This is a genomic window from Billgrantia sp. Q4P2 (assembly GCF_052806135.1).
In genome coordinates this window covers 29,049-48,037 of sequence record NZ_JBRBAI010000018.1, presented here as the reverse complement: position 1 = coordinate 48,037, position 18,989 = coordinate 29,049, and the positions used below count along the sequence as shown (strand labels likewise).

Sequence of the window (18,989 nt, the reverse complement as noted above, 5' to 3'; positions counted from 1 at the left end):
ACACCAGGCAGGGCGTTTGTTACTCTACGTAAAGGTCCTTCAAGGGTAGAGCCATGTTCATCAAGCGCAACGAATCGGGTCAGGTCGTTCAGGTCAGTCGCGATGCGACCGATGAGTGCAAGGAATTCGTACCACCCTGTTCACCGGAGCTGCAGGCCTTCGTTTCCGACGATGAAGACCTGGAGAGCGTGGCGCTGTCGAAGTCGGATCTGGCCTTCGTGCGGGTGCTCGAGGACGTCATCAACGTGCTGATGGACAAGGGCGTGATCAGCTTCACCGACCTGCCCGAGCCCGCCCAGCAGAAGCTGATGGAACGCCAGTCGTTGCGCGCGCGCAGGAACAGCGTGGGCCTGATGTCGGATAGCGACGACGGCATCATCTGAGACGCTTTTGGTTGAAACGGCAAGGTTGAAATGACGAGGCCGGCGTTTGCCGGCCTCTTGAAGTCATGCTGCTGTCATGCGTCGCTCTCGCCGCTGCCTTCGCGATGCCGGATCCCTGGCCCCGTCACCCCATCCAGCCCCAATTCGAAGAGAGTCCCAGCAGCTCCCTGGCTCTCAACACCTTCCGCAATGGCCATGATCCCGAGCGAGTGGGCCAGCGTGGCCATGCCGCGCAGCAGGCTCTGCTGATCGCGGCGGCTCTCGATCTCCTGGCTCAGCGCGCCGTCGATTTTCATGAAGCTCAGGCCCAGGTCCTGTAGCCCTTCGATCTTGCCGAACTGAGTGCCAACGTGCTCTAGGCCGACCCGGCAGCCCAACCCAAGAAGGGCATGGCAGAGCGTTTTCAGCGCCTGGGGTTGCTGCATGGCAACGGACTGCGGCAGCTCGAACCACAGCTTGTCGGCAATGCCCTGGTGCGCCCCAACGCGAGAGAGCAGCTCACCGACGAAGTGCCCATCGTTGAGCGATTCGGCAGAAAGGTTGATTGCTACCGGCTTGCCGCTGGATTCGACATCCGCCATCGCCGCCGAGACGACGGCCAGGTCGAGGGTCGGCGCCATCGCCAGGCGCGATACCCAAGGCAGGAAGACTCCCGCCGGACGCCATTCGCCTTTCAGGCGCAGTCGCGAAGGGACCTCGTAATGAAGCAGCTGGCCCTGCGCATCGAGTACCGGATAATGCGCCAGGAAGACCCCTTGCTGAAGGGCATCGCCAAGCGCCTGGCGCCACTCGTCATGCCGCGTGAAGAGCACGGTGCTGGCGGGCAGGTCGAGGATTTCCTGGCCGTTTTCGCCGCGCGCCTCCGCCGAGGCCAGCGCGCCATCGAGGCTGGCCAACAGCTCGGCCTGACTTTCGCCCTGGCTGTACTGACGCAAGGCGGAGGGCAGAGAAGTGCTGGCGGCCTGTTCACCACCCAAGGCTTCGAGATGCTGCTGTAGCGCCTTGCCGATCGCTTCGAGGTCGTGGTGGCGCGGCAGGATCACGCCGAAATCGCTGCCGTTGAGGCGGCCAACCGTGCCAAGTCCATGAGCCTTGGCGATCTGCTCGAGACGGCGAGCCAACTGCGCCAGCAGGGCATCCGTAGCCGCATGGCCGAGCTGCTGGTTGAGTTCGGCCAGGTGAGCGACGCGCACCATGGCCAGGGTGCCGCTGGCATCGTCCTTCTCGCTCTTCAGGTGTGCCTGCAACTGGTCCAGGAAGGGGGCGCGCGTCAGCGTATCGGTCACCGGGTCGTGCTGCATGCGCCGTCGCAGCTGGTCGAGCTTGTCGCTCTCTTCGCCCAGCATCTGGCGTACGGCCAACGAAAGCTGGTTCATGGCCTGCACTACCTCACGCAGCTCGCGCGTACGCGGCTCACTGGCCGTCATGAAGCGGCGCTGGCCGATGGCCTGGGCCTGGCTGACCACATTGCGCAGCGGGCGTCGAATCGTGCTCACGATCCAGCTCGCCAGCAGCAGGCTGATGGCGCCGGCAATGGCGAACCAGCCGGCCAGTTCCAGGGTACTGCGCCACAGCGAGCGGTAGGCGAAGCTGTGCTGGCTTTCCAGTTCCAGGGTACCGTACTGCTGCCAGCCATCCTGTACCACTGCATGGCCCGCTGGCACGTCGAAGCGCACCAGGCCGACGAACCAGGCCGGTACGTCATCGATATGTTCGCCGGCGGTGCGCTGCTCGATGACGTCGCCCTCGGCGTCGCGCAGCTCGATGCGCTGGTAATGGCCAGTGTCGAACTGGGCGGCCAGCAACAACTCAAGAATGACCGGGTCCTTCTCCATCTGGCTCATCGACAAGGCCAGGGCATTGGCGTTGTCGTTGTTCTTGATCTCGATTTCCTGTTCGATGTAATGACGGCTGCTCGTCACACCGATGAGCAGGCTGCCCACGAAGGCCAGCAACAGCAGGGTCGCTATGGTCAGCCAGAGCTGCTTGATCAATGACATGTTTTCGTTCCCCCCGGGAATGAACGCCCTGATTCGTTCCGTTGTGTCGTTCGTTTCTTGTTGTGTGGCGTCGTCATCAGATGAATCCTTGCTGCTGCATGCGTTCGATCACGCTGCGCCAGCGCGACAGCCGTGCCACCGGGTCGGCTCGCGACTGGCTGGAGCCGCCGGCCCACAAGCCCTCGCTGTTGAAGCTGAACACGGGGTCGAGATCGGTCCGCTGGGTGGCGGGCGTGATGGAAGGCACCAGATTGTCGAGCACCTGGGGTACCGCCGTGGGCGTCTCGTAGTAGCCCAGCACCATGTGCGCCTGGGTGATCTGGCTGCGGCCGATACGGGCACGCACGTAGATCATGCGCAGTTTCGAGCCGGGTACGCCAAGCTCCTTCAGGGTGACGTACTTGGCTATCGAATAGTCCTCGCAATCGCCCTGGCGCTGGCCCATGGTTTCCAGCGGTGTGGCCCAGTGATCCTCGGCGCCCCAGTTGTCGATGTCATCGACCCAGCGCACACGGCGATTGAAGAAATCGTTGACCTCGCGCAGCTGGGTGTCGAGAGCGGCACCCTGCAGCCGGTCGAGCAGGGCGAACCACTCCTCGAGAATGGCGAGCCCCGCGCTGCCGTACAGCCGCTGCATGCTGTTGCGCAATCTTGCGCGGTCGATGCGTGCCTCGAGCGTCGTCGGTGAGAGTCCCAGCCCAACGGCCAGCAAAAGCCCCCCCAGGCCGGCCAGGAAGCGGCGACGGCTGGGCCTGGGGATAGAACTGATGCCATGTGGGGCAGGGCGATGCGTCATCGAAGGCGCCGCAAGAGTGTTAAGGAATGTAAGCCTTAGGGCGAGTATAGAGGAGCACGTTGCCAATACGATAGAGATGACATCTCACATACTGGAACTTTGGGAATGGCTTAAGCTGGGCGAACGCAGGGCAGGCGCGGCTGCCTACCTACCCCTTGCCCGGCCCCTGCCACACCCGCAGCCTGCCGAGCCAGGTCAGCATGTGAGAGGCGGCGCGCAGTTCGCGGGCGGCGTCTTCGAGACTCTGCTCGTGCGGCAGCTCGTTCACGTAGACCGATACGTCGATCTGTTCGGCCAGGTAGTGCAGGTCGAGGGCAACGCGGTCCTGCCAGACGGGGCAATCCTGCCAGGCCTCATCGAGCATGGCCTCGACGTCCTGGCGCAGCGGCAGGCCGGGGCGCAGGCTGTGTTCGATCTGGTCGGAGTCGTCTTCGGGATCGATATGGAAGGTGACGTCGGCCAGCTCGGGGTAGGCGTTACGCAACTGCCGGCTCACCGCATTGCCGATCTCGTGCGCTTCGGAAACGGTCAGGCGTGGTGGCACCACGATATGCAGGTCGAGTACCACATGGCTGCCCACCGAGCGGGTGCGCAGGTCGTGCACGCTGTCCACGCCCGGTACCGCTTCCGCGATGGTTTTCATCTGCACCTGATCGCTTTCGGGCAGGGCGGTGTCGATCAGCTCGCGCCCCGACTCCCACAGCAGCCGCCAGCCCACCTGGCCGACCATGACGCCGACGATGATGGCGGCCACTGCATCGACCCAGCCGGCGCCGAACTGCGCCGCCACCAGGCCGACCAGTACCACGCCGGTGGAGAGTGCATCCGAACGCGAGTGCCAGGCGTTGGCTTCCAGCAGCCGCGAGCGCACGCGCTTTGCTACCGCGATGGTGTAGCGGTAAATCCACTCCTTGGCGAGCAGGGAACCCACGGCCACCGCGATGGCCCACAGCCCCGGGGCGGAAATCGGCTCGCCTGCCATCAGCCGGGTGAGGCTGGCCCAGGCAATACCGCCGGCAACGAAGATCAGCACGCTGCCCAACCACAACGTGGCCAACGTCTCGATCCGGCCATGGCCGTAGGGATGATCGCTATCGGGTGCCTGGCGGCCGAAATGGGTCGCCGCCAGTACGAAGCCGTCGGTCACCAGGTCGGAGAAGGAGTGAATGCCATCCGCGATCAGCGCGGCCGAGCCGACCAGCATGCCGGTCACGAGCTTGAGCAGGCCGACCGCGAGGTCGACCACGGCGCCGATCAGGGTGACCCGGTGGGCCTCGCGGGTCTGGGCGCCGCGGTCGGGCGGCAGGTGAGTATGTGCGCTCACGGCGACGTCAGGTCTCGGCCGGCGAGCTGGGCAGCCTTGTTGCGCACCGGGTTGGCATACTGGGCCAGCCACCAGCTGCGCAGCTCGGCGGGCACCTCGTTCAGGCGTGCCTGGAAGCGTGCCCGGTCGACGTCGCTGACCTCGCTCATGTCCAGCAGTTCCGGTGCATCGCCCAGCGCTTCCAATGCCAGGTAGTGAGTCGGAAACAGGTGGTACCCGCCGACCACTTGGCGGTCGATCTCGGCGGCCACGGCTTCCGGCGTATCGAAGCCGGTGCCCAGCGGCTCGCCGAAGCGTAGCTCCACGCGTCCCTTGTGGCCGGTGATGCCCGCCACGATGGAGCGGATGTCTTCGAATTCGCTCTTCTCGTAGCGCCCTTGGCTGTGAATGGCGTGCAGTTCGCGCGCCTTCTGCAGGTCGCAGGGGTCATACTCGTAGCTGATCGACACCGGCACCAGGCGCAGCTCGGCGATGGCATCGCCGATGGGTGCGCTGCGATCTTCCTGGCGCCTGGCCATGGTCAGCATCTTGATGATGGCCGTATCGGTACGGTCGATGCCGTCCTTGGCGCGCCCTTCGCGCTGGGCCATCCATATCGAGTGGTTGTCCGCAGTGATCGAGTGGCGGATATAGCTCGAGAGATTCTGATAGGCGGCCAGCATGGCGCGCTTGCCGCGCAGGGCACGCGGCACGATGAAACTCTTGTTGAGCCGCATCAGGTCGGTCACGTAGGGCTTCTTGAGCAGATTGTCGCCGATGGCGATGCGTACCGTATCGCGTCCCGCCTGGTGCAGCGCGTAGTTGACGAAGGCCGGATCCAGCGAGATATCGCGATGATTGCCAATGAACAGATAGGCGGTATCGGGATTCAGGTGCTCCAGCCCCTCGACGCGAAAGTCGTCGGTCGAGGTGCGAATCATGCGCGCCATGTAGTGGGCCACGCGCATCTGGAAGTCGTGCACACTGGCTACGTCGCGCGTTTCACGGCGAATGACGTAGGAGGCCAAGGCGCGGGCCAGCCAGGGTAGCGTCCGGCTCAGCCGTGGCAGCCGGTAGCGGGTCAGGGCGTCGAGCAACTCCCGGTTGGTGGCCAGGTTCGCCAGTACCGCTGCTACCTCGTCGTCCCGGTAGGGGCGGATGTCGGCCCAGGGATCCGTTGAAGTCGTGCCTGTCGCAGTGTCGGTCATTGGTATGTCTTGGTTGCCGGGTTGGTTCATGCACTATCCTGCGGGGCGGCATTGGCCTCGCCGCCCAGCCAGGCGATCAATTGTTCGACTTCTTCGGCCAGGGCCTGGGTCATCAGCATGAAATCGGCTTCGAGGCGCACGGTAGCATCGCCATCGTCCTCGATCTCGCCCGCTTCGTCGATCAGGGCGTCACTGAACCGCAGGGACTTGAGCGTGAGGTCGTCGTGCAGCACATAGGCGAGCCGCCCCTCGATTTCCACCGCCAGGCGGCTGGCCTGCCGGCCGGTGGCGAGCAGCTGCTGGATCTCATCGCTGTCCAGATCCACCTGACGGGCGCGCAGTACGCCATCGTCGCCCTTGGCCTTGAGTTCGACCTGATCGCCAAGCTGCAGCGAGGCGGGGCGCGAATCCTCCTCGGCCAGCCACTGGGTCATGGCGCGCATCGGCAGGGTCTGGGTCGCCAGCGGCGTCACTTTCAGGCTGCCCAGGGTCTCGCGCAAGAGGTCCAGCGCCTCCTCGGCGCGCTTGCGCGAACTGGTATTCACCGCGATCAGGTTGCGCCGGGTGTCCCACCATAGGTCGACCTTCTGGCTGCGGATGAAGGCGCGCGGCAGCAGTTCCTCGTAGATCCGTTCCTTGAGTTCCTGCTTCTCCTGGCGGCGCAGCTTGCGACCTTCGCTGGCCTCGATGTCGGCACTGCGTTCTTCAAGCTCTTCGCGTACCACCCCGGCCGGCAGCAGCCGCTCATGGCGCAGCATGGTCATCAAGCGCTGCCCCTGCAGTTCGTGCAGCAACGCGGTACCGGCTCGCCCGGCGGGCGGGCACCATCCCACGCGCCTGGCCTCCTGGGTGCCGGGGGCGCGTGCTACCTGCTCGGCCAGCGCGGCTTCCAGGTCGGCTGCGGGAATCCCCGTCGACCCGTGCAGGCGGTAAAGGTGCAAGTGCTTGAACCACATGGCGCATTTCCTGAGCGTAAAGGACGCATATTATGGCGAAGGGGGGGCGGCGGTTCCAGTGGCAAACGGCCCCCATCTCCCGTCAGAATTCAAACTCTTGTTTGAATCAGGTTCGGTGGCAGGCCTAGAATCGAGCGGGATCATCCCCTTGTGAGATTAAGAGAAGAGACAGCACCCATGGACAACCGCATTTCCCGCGTCACTCTGCGTGTACGTGGCTACCACCTGGATGGCTACGGTCACGTCAACAACGCCCGCTACCTGGAATTTCTCGAAGAAGGGCGTTGGGGCTACTTCGACGACCGCCCCGAGCTTGCCCGGCACTTCGCTTCCGGCAACCCAGCGCTGGTGGCGGTCAACCTCAACATCAACTACCGCCAGGCAGCGGTGGCCGGCGACGACCTCGAAGTGCTCACCCGCGTGGCGAAGCTGGGCAGTCGCAGCGCACGCCTGTACCAGGAGATTCGCCGCCTCGGCGACGGCCAGCAGATCACCGATGCCGACCTCACCTTCGTGCTGCTAGACGTACGCGCCGAGCAGTCCCTTGCCATCGAAGGCGAGATTCGTCAAGCCCTGGAGCCGCTGGTCCTACCTAAAGAAACATAAGCAACAACAATCTCTCGCGGGCCATGACCTACCCCTTCGCACGCTCCAGCACGCTGCCTTTGTGTTGTCGAAGTGGTATGATGGCAGGCTGTTAATGGTGCTCCGTATCAGGAGAAACGCTGCACGAAACGACGAGCGAGATGAAGCACAAGGCGCCCGGAGCGCAGAACCGAGCATAGTGACAAGCATCCGTAGGATGACCCCGAAGGGGCGAGAAGCCGCAGGCTTCGAGTCAAACGGAGCATATGGGGTATATGTGAGGATTCCGACGCTTCGGTGCCGTGTAACGCATCAATTCGCTCGCGCAGGCATTCGTGGAGTGTTTCTTGGCGCCAAATCGCTGTAGCGCAAAGGACTCGACGACCCATGGGTGACATCGCCAGAGAGATTCTGCCAGTCAACATCGAGGACGAACTAAAGCAGTCGTACCTCGACTACGCGATGAGCGTGATCATTGGCCGAGCGCTGCCGGACGTGCGCGACGGCCTCAAGCCGGTGCATCGGCGCGTGCTGTTCGCCATGCACGAACTCGGCAACGACTGGAACAAGCCTTACAAGAAGTCGGCCCGTGTAGTGGGCGATGTCATCGGTAAGTATCACCCCCACGGTGACAGTGCGGTTTACGACACCATCGTGCGCATGGCCCAGGACTTCTCCATGCGCCATGTGCTGGTCGATGGCCAGGGCAACTTCGGTTCCATCGATGGCGACAGCGCCGCGGCCATGCGTTACACCGAGGTGCGCATGGCCCGGCTCGCCCATGAGCTGCTGGCCGATCTCGACAAGGATACCGTCGACTGGGTCGACAACTACGACGGCACCGAGCGCATCCCCGACGTGTTGCCGACCAAGGTGCCCAACCTGCTGATCAACGGCTCCTCGGGTATCGCCGTGGGCATGGCCACCAACATCCCGCCCCACAACATGGGCGAGGTGATCGACGGCTGCCTGGCGTTGATCGACGACTACACCCTGACCGTCGACGATCTGATGGAGTACATCTCCGGCCCCGACTTCCCCACGGCCGGCATCATCAACGGTCGCGCCGGCATCCTCGAGGCCTACCGCACCGGCCGCGGCCGCATCTACGTGCGTGCCCGCCACACCATCGAGCACGACGACAAGTCCGGCCGTGACCACATCATCGTCACCGAACTGCCGTACCAGGTGAACAAGGCGCGGTTGATCGAAAAGATTGCCGAGCTGGTCAAGGAAAAGAAGATCGAAGGCATCGCCGAGCTGCGCGACGAGTCCGACAAGGACGGCCTGCGCGTGGTGATCGAGGTCAAACGCGGCGAATCCGGCGAGGTGGTGGTCAACAATCTCTTCGCCCAGACCCAGCTGCAGAATGTCTTTGGCATCAACATGGTCGCCATCGAGGACGGCCAGCCCAAGATCCTCAACCTCAAGGAAATCCTCGAGGCCTTCATTCGGCACCGTCGTGAAGTCGTCACGCGACGCACCCTGTATGAATTGAAGAAGGCTCGCGAGCGCGGCCACATCCTCGAAGGCCTGGCCGTGGCCATCTCCAACATCGACGAGGTGATCGAGCTGATCAAGGCCTCGCCGAGCGCCGCCGAGGCCAAGGAGAAGCTGCTCGACAAGGTCTGGCCGCCCGGCCAGGTCACCGCCATGCTCGAGCGCGCCGGCGCCACCTCGTGCAAGCCGGAGGAGCTGGAAGAGGGCTTCGGCCTCAACACCACCGGCACCGAATACCGCCTCTCGCCGGCCCAGGCCCAGGCCATCCTGGAGCTGCGCCTGCACCGCCTGACCGGGCTCGAGACCGAGAAGCTGCTCGACGAGTATCTCGGCATCCTCGAGAAGATTGCCGAGCTGATGGCGATCCTGGCCTCCAGCGAGCGCCTGCTCGAGGTGATCCGCGAGGAGCTCACCGCGGTGCGCGATCAGTTCAGCGATGCACGGCGTACCGAGATCCAGGCCAGCCACCTCGATCTCTCCATCGAAGACCTGATCGCCGAGGAAGACATGGTGGTCACGGTCTCGCGTACCGGCTACGCCAAGACCCAGCCGCTCTCCGACTACCAGGCCCAGCGCCGGGGCGGTCGCGGCAAGTCGGCAACGACCATGAAGGACGAGGACGTCATCGAGCACCTGCTGGTGGCCTCCACCCACGATACCGTGCTGCTGTTCTCCAACAAGGGCAAGGTCTACTGGCTCAAGGTCTACGAAATGCCGGCCGCCAGTCGTGGGTCCCGCGGCAAGCCGCTGGTCAACCTGCTGCCGCTGGATGAAGGCGAGGCGATCAACGCCATCATGCCGGTGAAGGACTACAGCCCCGACTGCTACATCTTCTTTGCCACCGCCAAGGGTACGGTCAAGCGCACCAGTCTCGACCAGTTCTCGCGCCCGCGCAGTGTCGGCCTGATCGCCATCGACATCGAAGAAGACGACCGCCTGGTGGGCGCCGCCATCACCTCGGGCAACGACCATGTCATGCTGCTATCGTCCAACGGCAAGGCGATCCGCTTCGAGGAAACCAACGTGCGTGCCATGGGCCGTACCGCTCGAGGCGTGCGTGGCATGCGGCTGCTCGGTGATGCCGAAGTGATCAGCCTGATCATTCCCCAGAGCCAGCAGATCGATGCCGACGCCGACAGCGAGACGGAAGCCGAAGAGGGCGCCGCACTGGAGAACGGCAACGGCGGCCAGATCTACATCCTCACCGCTTCCGAGAACGGCTATGGCAAGCGTACCCGGCTCGAGGAATTCCCGCTGCGCGGCCGCGGCGGCCAGGGCGTGATCGCCATGCAGACCAGCGAGCGCAACGGTTCCCTGGTGGCGGCCATGCAGGTCTACTCGGCCGACGAGATGATGCTGATCACCGACCGCGGCACCCTGGTGCGTACCCGCGTCGATGAAGTCTCGATCACCTCGCGCAACACCCAGGGCGTGATGCTGATCCGCCTGGGCAACGACGAGAAACTGGTCAAGACCGTGCGCATCGACGAGCCGGAGGAGGTCGAGAGCGAAATCATCGAAGGGGAGGGTGAATCGCTTGATGGGCCGGACGCAAACGCGAACGACGCCAACAGCGAGTCCCAGAACGACGACGAATGAGTGCGTTTGCATCACCCGGAAAGCGATGAGCTATTCCGGCGACAAGCCTCGCGAGGGCGCTGTGAACCCATCCATGGGCGCTACTTTTGCCATCCATGGCAAAAGACCCTCGCTGCGGCTTGTCCCCGGCGCTCATCTCGCCTCGACACGATATGAGTAGAACGGAACCACGACGCTGATGACACGCCACTATAATTTCTGCGCCGGTCCCGCGGCGCTGCCCACCGCGGTGCTGGAGCGCGCGCGGGAAGAGATGCTCGACTACCACGGCCGCGGGCTGTCGGTGATGGAGATGAGTCACCGCTCGCCCGAGTTCGTGGCCATCGCCGAGCAGGCCGAGGCCGACCTGCGCGAATTGCTCGCCGTGCCGGCGAACTACAAGGTGCTGTTCCTGCAGGGCGGCGCCAGCCTGCAGTTCTCCATGGTGCCGATGAACCTGCTGGGGCAGGGCGGCACGGCCAATTTCCTGTACACCGGGATCTGGGGCAAGAAGGCGCTGGCGGAAGCCAAGCATCTTGGCTTTGCGGTCCACATGGCGGGTTCCAGTGAATCCAGCGGTCACAGCGAGGTGCCGGCCCAGGCGGACCTGGCGCTGTCCGATGACGCGGCCTACCTGCACTACACCGCCAACGAAACCATCGGCGGGCTCGAGTTCGACTACATTCCCGACGTCAGCGTACCGCTGGTGTGCGATTACTCCTCGAGCATCCTGTCCGAGCCGCTCGACGTGTCGCGCTTCGGTGTGATCTACGCCGGGGCACAGAAGAACATCGGTCCCGCGGGCCTGACCCTGGTACTGGTGCGCGACGACCTGCTCGAGCGGCGCTGCGAACGCATTCCCAGCCTGTTCGACTACCAGGCCGTGGCCGAAGCGGGTTCCATGGTCAACACCCCGCCCACCTACGCCTGGTACCTGGCGGGGCTCGTGTTCCAATGGCTCAAGCATGACATCGGCGGGCTCGACGCCATGGCTGCCCTCAATGCGCGCAAGGCGGCCAAACTCTATGCGGCGATCGATGAAAGTGGCCTCTATTCCAACCCCATCGCGCCGCGCAACCGTTCACGCATGAACGTGCCCTTCGTGCTGGCCGACGAGCGCCTCGACAAGCCGTTCCTGGCCGAGGCCGACGAGGCCGGGTTGCTCAACCTCAAGGGTCACCGCAGCGTTGGTGGCATGCGGGCGAGCCTCTACAACGCCGTGCCCGAAGCGGCCGTCGATGCCCTCATCGACTTCATGGCCGACTTCGAACAACGCAGGGGATAAGCCATGACCGATACCCCCACCAATCTCGACTCGCTGCGCGAACGCATCGACGACCTCGACAACGAGATCCTGCGCCTGATCAGCGCCCGTGCCGAGTGCGCCAAGCAGGTCGCCGAGGTCAAGACCCAGAGCGACCCCGGGGCCGTCTTCTATCGGCCCGAGCGCGAAGCTCAGGTGCTGCGCCGCATCATGGAACTCAACCCGGGGCCGCTCAACAGCGAGGAGATGGCGCGGCTGTTCCGCGAGATCATGTCCGCCTGCCTGGCCCTGGAGCAGCCGACCAAGGTGGCCTATCTCGGTCCGGAAGGCACCTTCACCCAGCAGGCCGCGCTCAAGCATTTCGGCGAGAGCGCGGTGAGCATGCCCATGGCCGCCATCGACGAAGTCTTCCGTGAAGTGGAAGCCGGGGCGGTCAACTACGGCGTGGTGCCGGTGGAGAACTCCACCGAAGGCGTGGTCAGTCATACCCTGGATTCGTTCATGGACTCCTCGATCCGCATCTGCGGCGAGGTGGTGCTGCGCATCCACCACCACCTACTGGTGGCCGACACCACGCTGCGCGACAAGGTCTCGCGGGTCTATTCGCACCCGCAGTCGCTGGCGCAGTGTCGCAAGTGGCTCGATGCCCACTATCCCCGAGCCGAACGGGTGCCGGTATCGTCCAACGCCGAGGCGGCACGCATGATCAAGGGCGAGTGGCACAGCGCCGCCATCGCCGGCGACATGGCGGCCAAGCTCTACGGCCTGGAGAAAGTGGCCGAGAAGATCGAGGATCGCCCCGACAACTCCACGCGCTTCCTGATCATCGGCAGCCAGCACGTGCCCATGTCCGGCGAGGACAAGACCTCCATCGTGGTGGCCATGCGCAACCAGCCCGGTGCGCTGCACGACCTGCTCGAACCGTTCCACCGGCACAGTATCGACCTCACGCGCCTGGAGACGCGCCCCTCGCGCACCGGGGTGTGGAACTACGTGTTCTTCATCGACTTCAAGGGCCACGTGGACGAGCCCCGGGTCGCCGCGGTGCTCGAGGAAGTGCGCCTGCGCGCCTCCGAAGTGAAGGTGCTCGGTTCCTACCCCGTAGGTGTGCTGTAAGCGTGGTGGGCGGTACGACACCCGTGAACGAAGCGCGCATCCTCATCGTCGGCCTGGGGCTGATCGGCGGCTCGCTGGCCGCCGCGCTGCGTGCCGCCGGGTTCGGGGCGGGCATCCACTCTTGCGACCCGGACCCCGGCGAGATCGAGCGCGGCATCGAGATGGGCCTGATCGATCACGGCGACACCCGGCTCACGCCGCTGGTGGAAGGCGCCACGCTGATCGTGCTGGCAGTGCCGGTGCTGGCCATGCAAGGCGTGATGGCCGAGCTCGCCGCAGCGCTGCCGCCAGGGGCGCTGGAGGGCGAATCGCCCCGCGTGGTGATCACCGACGTGGGCAGCACCAAGGCGGCGGTGCGCGACTGCGCCCAGGCCGCCTTCGGCCGGCTACCGCCGGGGCTGGTGCTGGGCCACCCCATTGCCGGCTCCGAGAAGAGCGGTGTGGCGGCAGCCGACCCGCGGCTCTACGCCGGCCACAAGGTGATCCTTACGCCCGCTGCCGAGACGGCCCCTGCTGCCCTGGCCCGGGTGAGTGCGGTGTGGCGGGCATGCGGCGCCGAAGTGCTGGAGATGGATGTCGACCGGCACGACCAGGTGCTGGCGCGTACCAGCCATTTGCCGCACCTGCTTGCCTTCTCGCTGGTGGATACCCTGGCGCGCCAGGACGAGCGGCTGGAGATATTCCGCTACGCCGCCGGTGGCTTTCGCGACTTCACCCGCATCGCCGGCAGCGACCCGGTCATGTGGCGCGACATCTTCACCGCCAATCGCGATGCGGTGCTGGCCTCTCTCGATGACTTCGAAGCGGGGCTTGGCCGGTTGCGCCAGGCAGTGGAAGCGGGCGACGGCGATGCTATGCTCTCCATTTTCGACCGTGCCAGCCACGCGCGACATTATTTCGACTCTCTCCTGAACCAGACCAGTTATCAGGCGGAATACCAGATGCAAGAACAAGGCAAACTCACCTTCCGGGCCGCGCCCGGTGGCCGTGTCGCCGGGCGCATTCGCGTGCCGGGCGACAAGTCGATCTCCCACCGCTCGATCATGCTCGGTGCGCTGGCCGAGGGCGTGACCGAAGTGAAGGGCTTCCTGGAAGGGGAGGACAGCCTGGCCACCCTGCAGGCGTTCCGCGAGATGGGCGTGGCCATCGAAGGGCCGCACCAGGGCCGCGTCACCGTGCACGGCGTCGGCATGCACGGGCTCAAGGCGCCATCCGGCCCGCTCTACGTGGGTAATGCCGGCACCGCCATGCGCCTGTTCGCCGGTCTGCTGGCAGGGCAGGGCTTCGATACCGAACTGATCGGTGACGCCTCGTTGACCAAGCGCCCCATGGGCCGCGTGGCCGACCCGCTGCGGTTGATGGGCGCCAGGATCGACACCGCCGAAGGCGGGCGCCCGCCGCTCAAGATCCACGGCGGCCAGCAGCTCAAGGGCATCGACTACGACATGCCCATGGCCAGCGCCCAGGTGAAGTCATGCCTGCTGCTCGCCGGGCTCTATGCCGAGGGCGAAACCCGCGTGCGCGAGCCGGCACCCACCCGCGACCACACCGAGCGCATGCTGACCGGGTTCGGCTATGAGGTTCACCGCGAAGGCGATACCTGCTGGCTGCAAGGTGGCGGCAAGCTTACTGCCGCACCCATTGACGTGCCCTCGGACATCTCTTCCGCCACCTTCTTCCTGGTGGCCGCGGCGATCACCCCGGGTTCCAACCTGATCCTCGAGCACGTCGGCATCAACCCCACCCGTATCGGTGTGATCAACATCCTCAAGCTGATGGGCGCCGACCTGCGCCTGACCAACGAGCGTGAAGTGGGCGGCGAGCCGGTGGCCGACCTGCACATCCGCTATGCCCCGCTCAAGGGCATCGACATCCCCGTCGACCAGGTGCCGCTGGCCATCGACGAGTTCCCGGCGCTGTTCATTGCCGCCGCCAGTGCTACCGGCACCACCCGCCTGCGTGGCGCCGAGGAGCTGCGGGTCAAGGAGTCCGACCGTATCCAGGCCATGGCCGACGGCCTGGCCACCCTGGGTGTGGCGCATACCGTGCTGGAAGACGGCATCGACATCATCGGTGCCGGCGATCGCGAAGTGGCCTACGGCGGCGGGCGTATCGATAGCCTGGGCGACCATCGTATCGCCATGGCCTTCGTGGTGGCCTCCCTGCGCGCCGGCGAAGAGATCGTCATCGACGACTGCGCCAACGTCGCCACCTCCTTCCCCGGCTTTACGGAACTCGCGCGCACGGTGGGCCTCAGAGTCAGCGAAGAGTCTTCAGCGAAAAACCTGGAGGCAGGCGCATGAGTCAAACGGCGAAGGTGCTGACCCTCGACGGGCCGGGTGGCGCGGGCAAGGGCACCATCAGCCGTCTGGTCGCCGAGCGCTTGGGCTGGCACCTGCTCGACAGCGGGGCACTGTACCGCCTGACGGCGCTGGCGGCGCAGCGGCACGGCGTGACGCTCGATGACGAGCCGGCCCTGGAGCGGGTAGCCGCCGAGCTGGACGTGGTCTTCCTCGCCGAGGAGGACAAGACCCGCGTGCTGCTCGAAGGCGACGACGTCAGCCATGAGATCCGCACCGAGCAGGTGGGTGATGCCGCCTCCCAGGTCGCCGCCCTGAACGGTGTGCGCCAGGCGCTGCTGCAGCGCCAGCGCGACTTCAGGAAGGCCCCAGGGCTGGTGGCCGACGGTCGCGACATGGGTACCGTGGTATTCCCCGATGCCGAACTCAAGGTGTTCCTCACCGCAAGCCCCGAGGAACGTGCGCGCAGGCGCCACCTTCAGTTGCAGGAGGCGGGAGTGGATGCTAGTCTATCGAGTCTTTTGAAGGAAATTCAGGCACGCGATGCACGCGACATGCAGCGCAGCGTGGCTCCACTCAAGCCGGCCATCGATGCCATAACGCTTGATACCACGAGCCTGAAGATACCGGAAGTGGTGGAACGGTTGACGGAGTGGCTGGCCGAGCGCGGCCTCGTCCCCGAGACTTGATCTCCCTTGCGGCGCCCTCGAACGGATGTCATGGCATGGCCGGGCAACATCACTCTTGCAAGCCCGGTCAGGTCCAACCAGCGCTAACATCCTCGGGGGTTTGGTAAATAAGGCCCGCACTCGCTGGTGGTGCGGAGAAGGCGGCAACGCCTCAACACCGTTGATCACGTAGGAAAATCATGAGCGAAAGCTTTGCTGAACTGTTTGAACAGTCACTGCAGGACATCAACATGGAGCCGGGCGCCATCGTCACGGCTACTGTCGTCGACATCGAGGGTGACTGGGTCACCGTCAATGCCGGCCTGAAGTCCGAAGGGCAGATTCCCGCGGCGCAGTTCCGCGACGATAACGGCGAGCTCACCATCGCCGTTGGCGACGAAGTCAGTGTCGCCCTGGAAGCCGTCGAAGACGGTTTCGGCGAGACCCGCCTGTCTCGCGAGAAGGCCAAGCGCGCCGAGGCGTGGAAGATCCTGGAAGCGGCCTTCGAGAAAGAAGAAATCGTCAAGGGCGTGATCAACGGCAAGGTCAAGGGCGGCTTCACCGTCGACATCGACTCCATCCGTGCCTTCCTCCCGGGTTCCCTGGTCGACGTGCGTCCGGTGCGCGACACCACGCACCTCGAGCACAAGGAACTCGACTTCAAGGTCATCAAGCTCGACCCGAAGCGCAACAACGTGGTCGTTTCCCGCCGCGCCGTGCTCGAAGCCGAGAACAGCGCCGAGCGTGAAGCCCTGCTCGCCACCCTGCAGGAAGGCCAGCAGATCATCGGTATCGTCAAGAACCTGACCGATTACGGCGCCTTCGTCGACCTGGGCGGCGTCGATGGCCTGCTGCACATCACCGACATGGCTTGGAAGCGCATCAAGCATCCGAGCGAAATCGTTGCCGTAGGCGACGAGATCAACGTCAAGGTGCTCAAGTTCGACCGCGAGCGCAACCGCGTCTCCCTGGGCCTGAAGCAGCTGGGCGAAGATCCGTGGGTCAGCATCACCGAGCGTTACCCCGAGGGTACCGTGGTGCAGGCGCGTGTCACCAACCTCACCGACTACGGCTGCTTCGCCGAGCTGGAAGAGGGTGTCGAAGGCCTGGTTCACGTCTCCGAGATGGATTGGACCAACAAGAACATCCACCCGTCCAAGGTCGTCAACATCGGCGACGACGTGGATGTCATGATCCTCGACATCGACGAGGAGCGTCGTCGTATCTCCCTGGGTATCAAGCAGTGCACCGCGAACCCGTGGGAAACCTTCAATGCCCAGTACAACAAGGGCGACCGCGTGTCCGGTACCATCAAGTCGATCACTGACTTCGGTATCTTCATCGGTCTGGAAGGCGGTATCGACGGCCTGGTTCACCTCTCCGACCTCTCCTGGTCCGAGACTGGCGAAGAAGCCGTGCGCCGTTTCAAGAAGGGCGACGAAGCCGAAGCCGTCATTCTCTCCATCGACCCGGAGCGCGAGCGCATTTCGCTGGGTATCAAGCAGCTCGACTCCGACCCGGTGGCCGAGTACCTGGCCGTCAACGACAAGGGCTCCATCGTCTCCGGCCGTGTGGTCGAAGTCGATGCCAAGGAAGCTCACGTCGAGCTGGCGACTGACGTCGTTGCCGTGCTCAAGGCTTCCGAGATCAGCGCCGACCGTGTCGAAGACGCGCGCAACGTGCTGAGCGAAGGCGACACCGTCGAAGCCCGCATCGTCAGCGTCGATCGCAAGAACCGCGCGATCAACCTGTCGATCAAGGCCAAGGACCAGGACGACACCCGTCAGAACCTGAAGAAGCTGCGCGAGCAGGAAGTCGAGACCGGTGGCCCGACCACCATCGGCGACCTGATCAAGCAGCAGATGGGTCAGGACTGATCGTCCCTCGGGCTCCGCTCGCGGAGCCCGAACCAGGCTTTACAGCCAAGAAAAACGCCACCCTAGGGTGGCGTTTTTGCGTCTGGCTATCGCTTATGCCGAATAGAAGTCCATGAACTTCACCGGTTTCTCTTCTTCTATTACCTCTGCCCAGAGATCGTATTCATCGGCGTTGGTTACTCGGGCACGGACGACATCTCCCGGGCGCAGGGTGCGCTTGGACTCCAGGAACACCATGCCATCGATCTCGGGGGCGTCGGCTTCACTGCGGCCGATGGCGCCTTCCTCGTCGACCTCGTCCACCAGCACCTCGATTTCGCGGCCGATCTTTTGCTCGAGGCGGGCGGCGGAGATCTGCTGCTGGTGTGCCATGAAGCGCTCCCAGCGCTCCTGCTTGACCTCATCGGGCACCGGTTCCAGGCCCAGCTCGTTGGCCGGCGCGCCCTCCACCGGGGAGTACTGGAAGCAGCCCACGCGGTCGAGCTGGGCTTCGCTCAGCCAGTCGAGCAGGTACTGGAAGTCCTCCTCGGTTTCACCGGGGAAGCCGACGATGAAGGTGGAGCGGATGGTCAGCTCGGGGCACAGCTCGCGCCAGCGCTTGATGCGCGCCAGGGTTTTGTCCTCGAAGGCGGGGCGCTTCATCGCCTTCAGCACCTTGGGGCTGGCGTGCTGGAAGGGGATGTCCAGGTAGGGCAGGATCTTGCCCTCGGCCATCAGTGGAATCAGCTCGTCTACGTGAGGATAGGGGTAGACGTAGTGCAGCCGCACGCGAATGCCCAGCTCCGAGAGCGCCTCGCACAGCTCGGTGAGCCGCGTCTTGACCTCGCGGCCGCGCCATTCGCTCGGCGCATAGCGCAGGTCCACGCCGTAGGCGCTGGTATCCTGGGAGATCACCAGCAGCTCCTTCACGCCGGCCTTGGCCAGCCCCTCGGCCTCCTTCAGTACATCGCCTACCGGGCGGCTCACCAGCTTGCCGCGCATGGAGGGAATGATGCAGAAGCTGCAGCTGTGGTTGCAGCCCTCGGAAATCTTCAGGTAAGCATAGTGGCGTGGGGTGAGCTTCACGCCCTGGGCCGGCACCAGGTCGAGGTGCGGGTCGTGCCGGTGGTTGCGCGGCGCCGCCTCGTGCACGGCGCCGACCACCCGCTCATACTGCTGCGGGCCGGTCACTGCCAGCACGCTGGGGTGAACTTGGCGAATAGCGCTCTCGTCCACGCCCATGCAGCCGGTAACGATCACCTTGCCGTTCTCGGCGATGGCCTCGCCGATGGCGTCCAGCGACTCGGCCTTGGCACTATCGATGAAGCCGCAGGTGTTGACCACCACCACGTCGGCGTCGTCATAGCTGGGCACGATCTCGTAGCCCTCGGTGCGCAACTGGGTCAGGATACGCTCGGAATCCACCAGCGCCTTGGGGCAGCCTAGTGAGACGAAACCGACCTTGGGTGTGGGCAT

The 18,989-nt window shown here is 64.6% G+C and carries 14 protein-coding genes; 8 read left to right on the top strand and 6 right to left on the bottom strand.

Annotation, left to right across the window (positions count from 1 at the left end; all coding sequences use genetic code 11):
- Positions 1-53: 53 nt before the first annotated feature.
- Positions 54-383 carry a tryptophan synthase subunit beta like protein gene (locus ACUY1T_RS20920; protein WP_446025500.1) on the top strand — a complete coding sequence of 110 codons (330 nt, stop codon included), beginning with the start codon at positions 54-56 and terminating at the stop codon, positions 381-383.
- Between the two features lie 74 nt (positions 384-457).
- Here the strand turns inward: ACUY1T_RS20920 and ACUY1T_RS20915 are convergent, their stop codons facing one another.
- The 5 genes from ACUY1T_RS20915 to ACUY1T_RS20895 form a co-directional block, all read right to left on the bottom strand.
- Entirely contained in the window at positions 458-2,383 is a 1,926-nt protein-coding gene (locus tag ACUY1T_RS20915; RefSeq protein ID WP_446025499.1) for an EAL domain-containing protein, read from the bottom strand.
- A gap of 76 nt (positions 2,384-2,459) precedes the next feature.
- A complete protein-coding gene (locus tag ACUY1T_RS20910) occupies positions 2,460-3,179 on the bottom strand; it encodes a transglutaminase-like cysteine peptidase (RefSeq protein ID WP_446025498.1) in 720 nt (239 codons plus the stop codon).
- Between the two features lie 148 nt (positions 3,180-3,327).
- Complete coding sequence (locus tag ACUY1T_RS20905; protein WP_446025497.1) at positions 3,328-4,503, bottom strand: cation diffusion facilitator family transporter; 1,176 nt, start codon at positions 4,501-4,503, stop codon at positions 3,328-3,330.
- Positions 4,500-5,690 (bottom strand): 1-acyl-sn-glycerol-3-phosphate acyltransferase, encoded by a 1,191-nt coding sequence (locus tag ACUY1T_RS20900; protein ID WP_446025496.1) that lies wholly within the window; start codon positions 5,688-5,690, stop codon positions 4,500-4,502. The genes ACUY1T_RS20905 and ACUY1T_RS20900 overlap by 4 nt, the downstream gene beginning before the upstream one ends.
- Positions 5,691-5,716: 26 nt before the next feature.
- The gene (locus tag ACUY1T_RS20895) at positions 5,717-6,646 is read right to left on the bottom strand and encodes a recombination-associated protein RdgC (protein WP_446025495.1); all 930 of its coding nucleotides are present in this window, start codon (positions 6,644-6,646) and stop codon (positions 5,717-5,719) included.
- 177 nt (positions 6,647-6,823) lie between these two features.
- Here ACUY1T_RS20895 and ACUY1T_RS20890 point away from each other — a divergent pair, with 177 nt between their 5' ends.
- The 7 genes from ACUY1T_RS20890 to rpsA all read left to right on the top strand — a co-directional run bounded on the left by ACUY1T_RS20890 (position 6,824) and on the right by rpsA (position 17,534).
- Positions 6,824-7,252 (top strand): acyl-CoA thioesterase, encoded by a 429-nt coding sequence (locus ACUY1T_RS20890; protein WP_446025494.1) that lies wholly within the window; start codon positions 6,824-6,826, stop codon positions 7,250-7,252.
- Between the two features lie 366 nt (positions 7,253-7,618).
- Positions 7,619-10,330: a DNA gyrase subunit A gene (gene gyrA, locus ACUY1T_RS20885; protein ID WP_446025493.1), complete on the top strand. Its 2,712-nt coding sequence runs from the start codon at positions 7,619-7,621 to the stop codon at positions 10,328-10,330.
- 178 nt (positions 10,331-10,508) lie between these two features.
- Positions 10,509-11,594 (top strand): 3-phosphoserine/phosphohydroxythreonine transaminase, encoded by a 1,086-nt coding sequence (serC, locus tag ACUY1T_RS20880; RefSeq protein ID WP_446025492.1) that lies wholly within the window; start codon positions 10,509-10,511, stop codon positions 11,592-11,594.
- A 3-nt stretch (positions 11,595-11,597) separates the two neighbouring features.
- A complete protein-coding gene (gene pheA, locus ACUY1T_RS20875) occupies positions 11,598-12,689 on the top strand; it encodes a prephenate dehydratase (protein WP_446025491.1) in 1,092 nt (363 codons plus the stop codon).
- Between the two features lie 23 nt (positions 12,690-12,712).
- Positions 12,713-14,992 carry a bifunctional prephenate dehydrogenase/3-phosphoshikimate 1-carboxyvinyltransferase gene (locus tag ACUY1T_RS20870; RefSeq protein ID WP_446025490.1) on the top strand — a complete coding sequence of 760 codons (2,280 nt, stop codon included), beginning with the start codon at positions 12,713-12,715 and terminating at the stop codon, positions 14,990-14,992.
- A complete protein-coding gene (gene cmk / locus ACUY1T_RS20865) occupies positions 14,989-15,678 on the top strand; it encodes a (d)CMP kinase (protein ID WP_446025489.1) in 690 nt (229 codons plus the stop codon). Before ACUY1T_RS20870 ends, cmk begins: the two co-directional genes overlap by 4 nt.
- 179 nt (positions 15,679-15,857) lie before the next feature.
- Positions 15,858-17,534, top strand: a complete 1,677-nt coding sequence (rpsA, locus tag ACUY1T_RS20860) for a 30S ribosomal protein S1 (RefSeq protein WP_446025488.1) — start codon at positions 15,858-15,860, stop codon at positions 17,532-17,534.
- Between the two features lie 93 nt (positions 17,535-17,627).
- Here rpsA and rimO read toward each other — a convergent pair whose 3' ends face one another.
- Positions 17,628-18,989 (bottom strand): 30S ribosomal protein S12 methylthiotransferase RimO, encoded by a 1,362-nt coding sequence (gene rimO, locus ACUY1T_RS20855; protein ID WP_446025487.1) that lies wholly within the window; start codon positions 18,987-18,989, stop codon positions 17,628-17,630.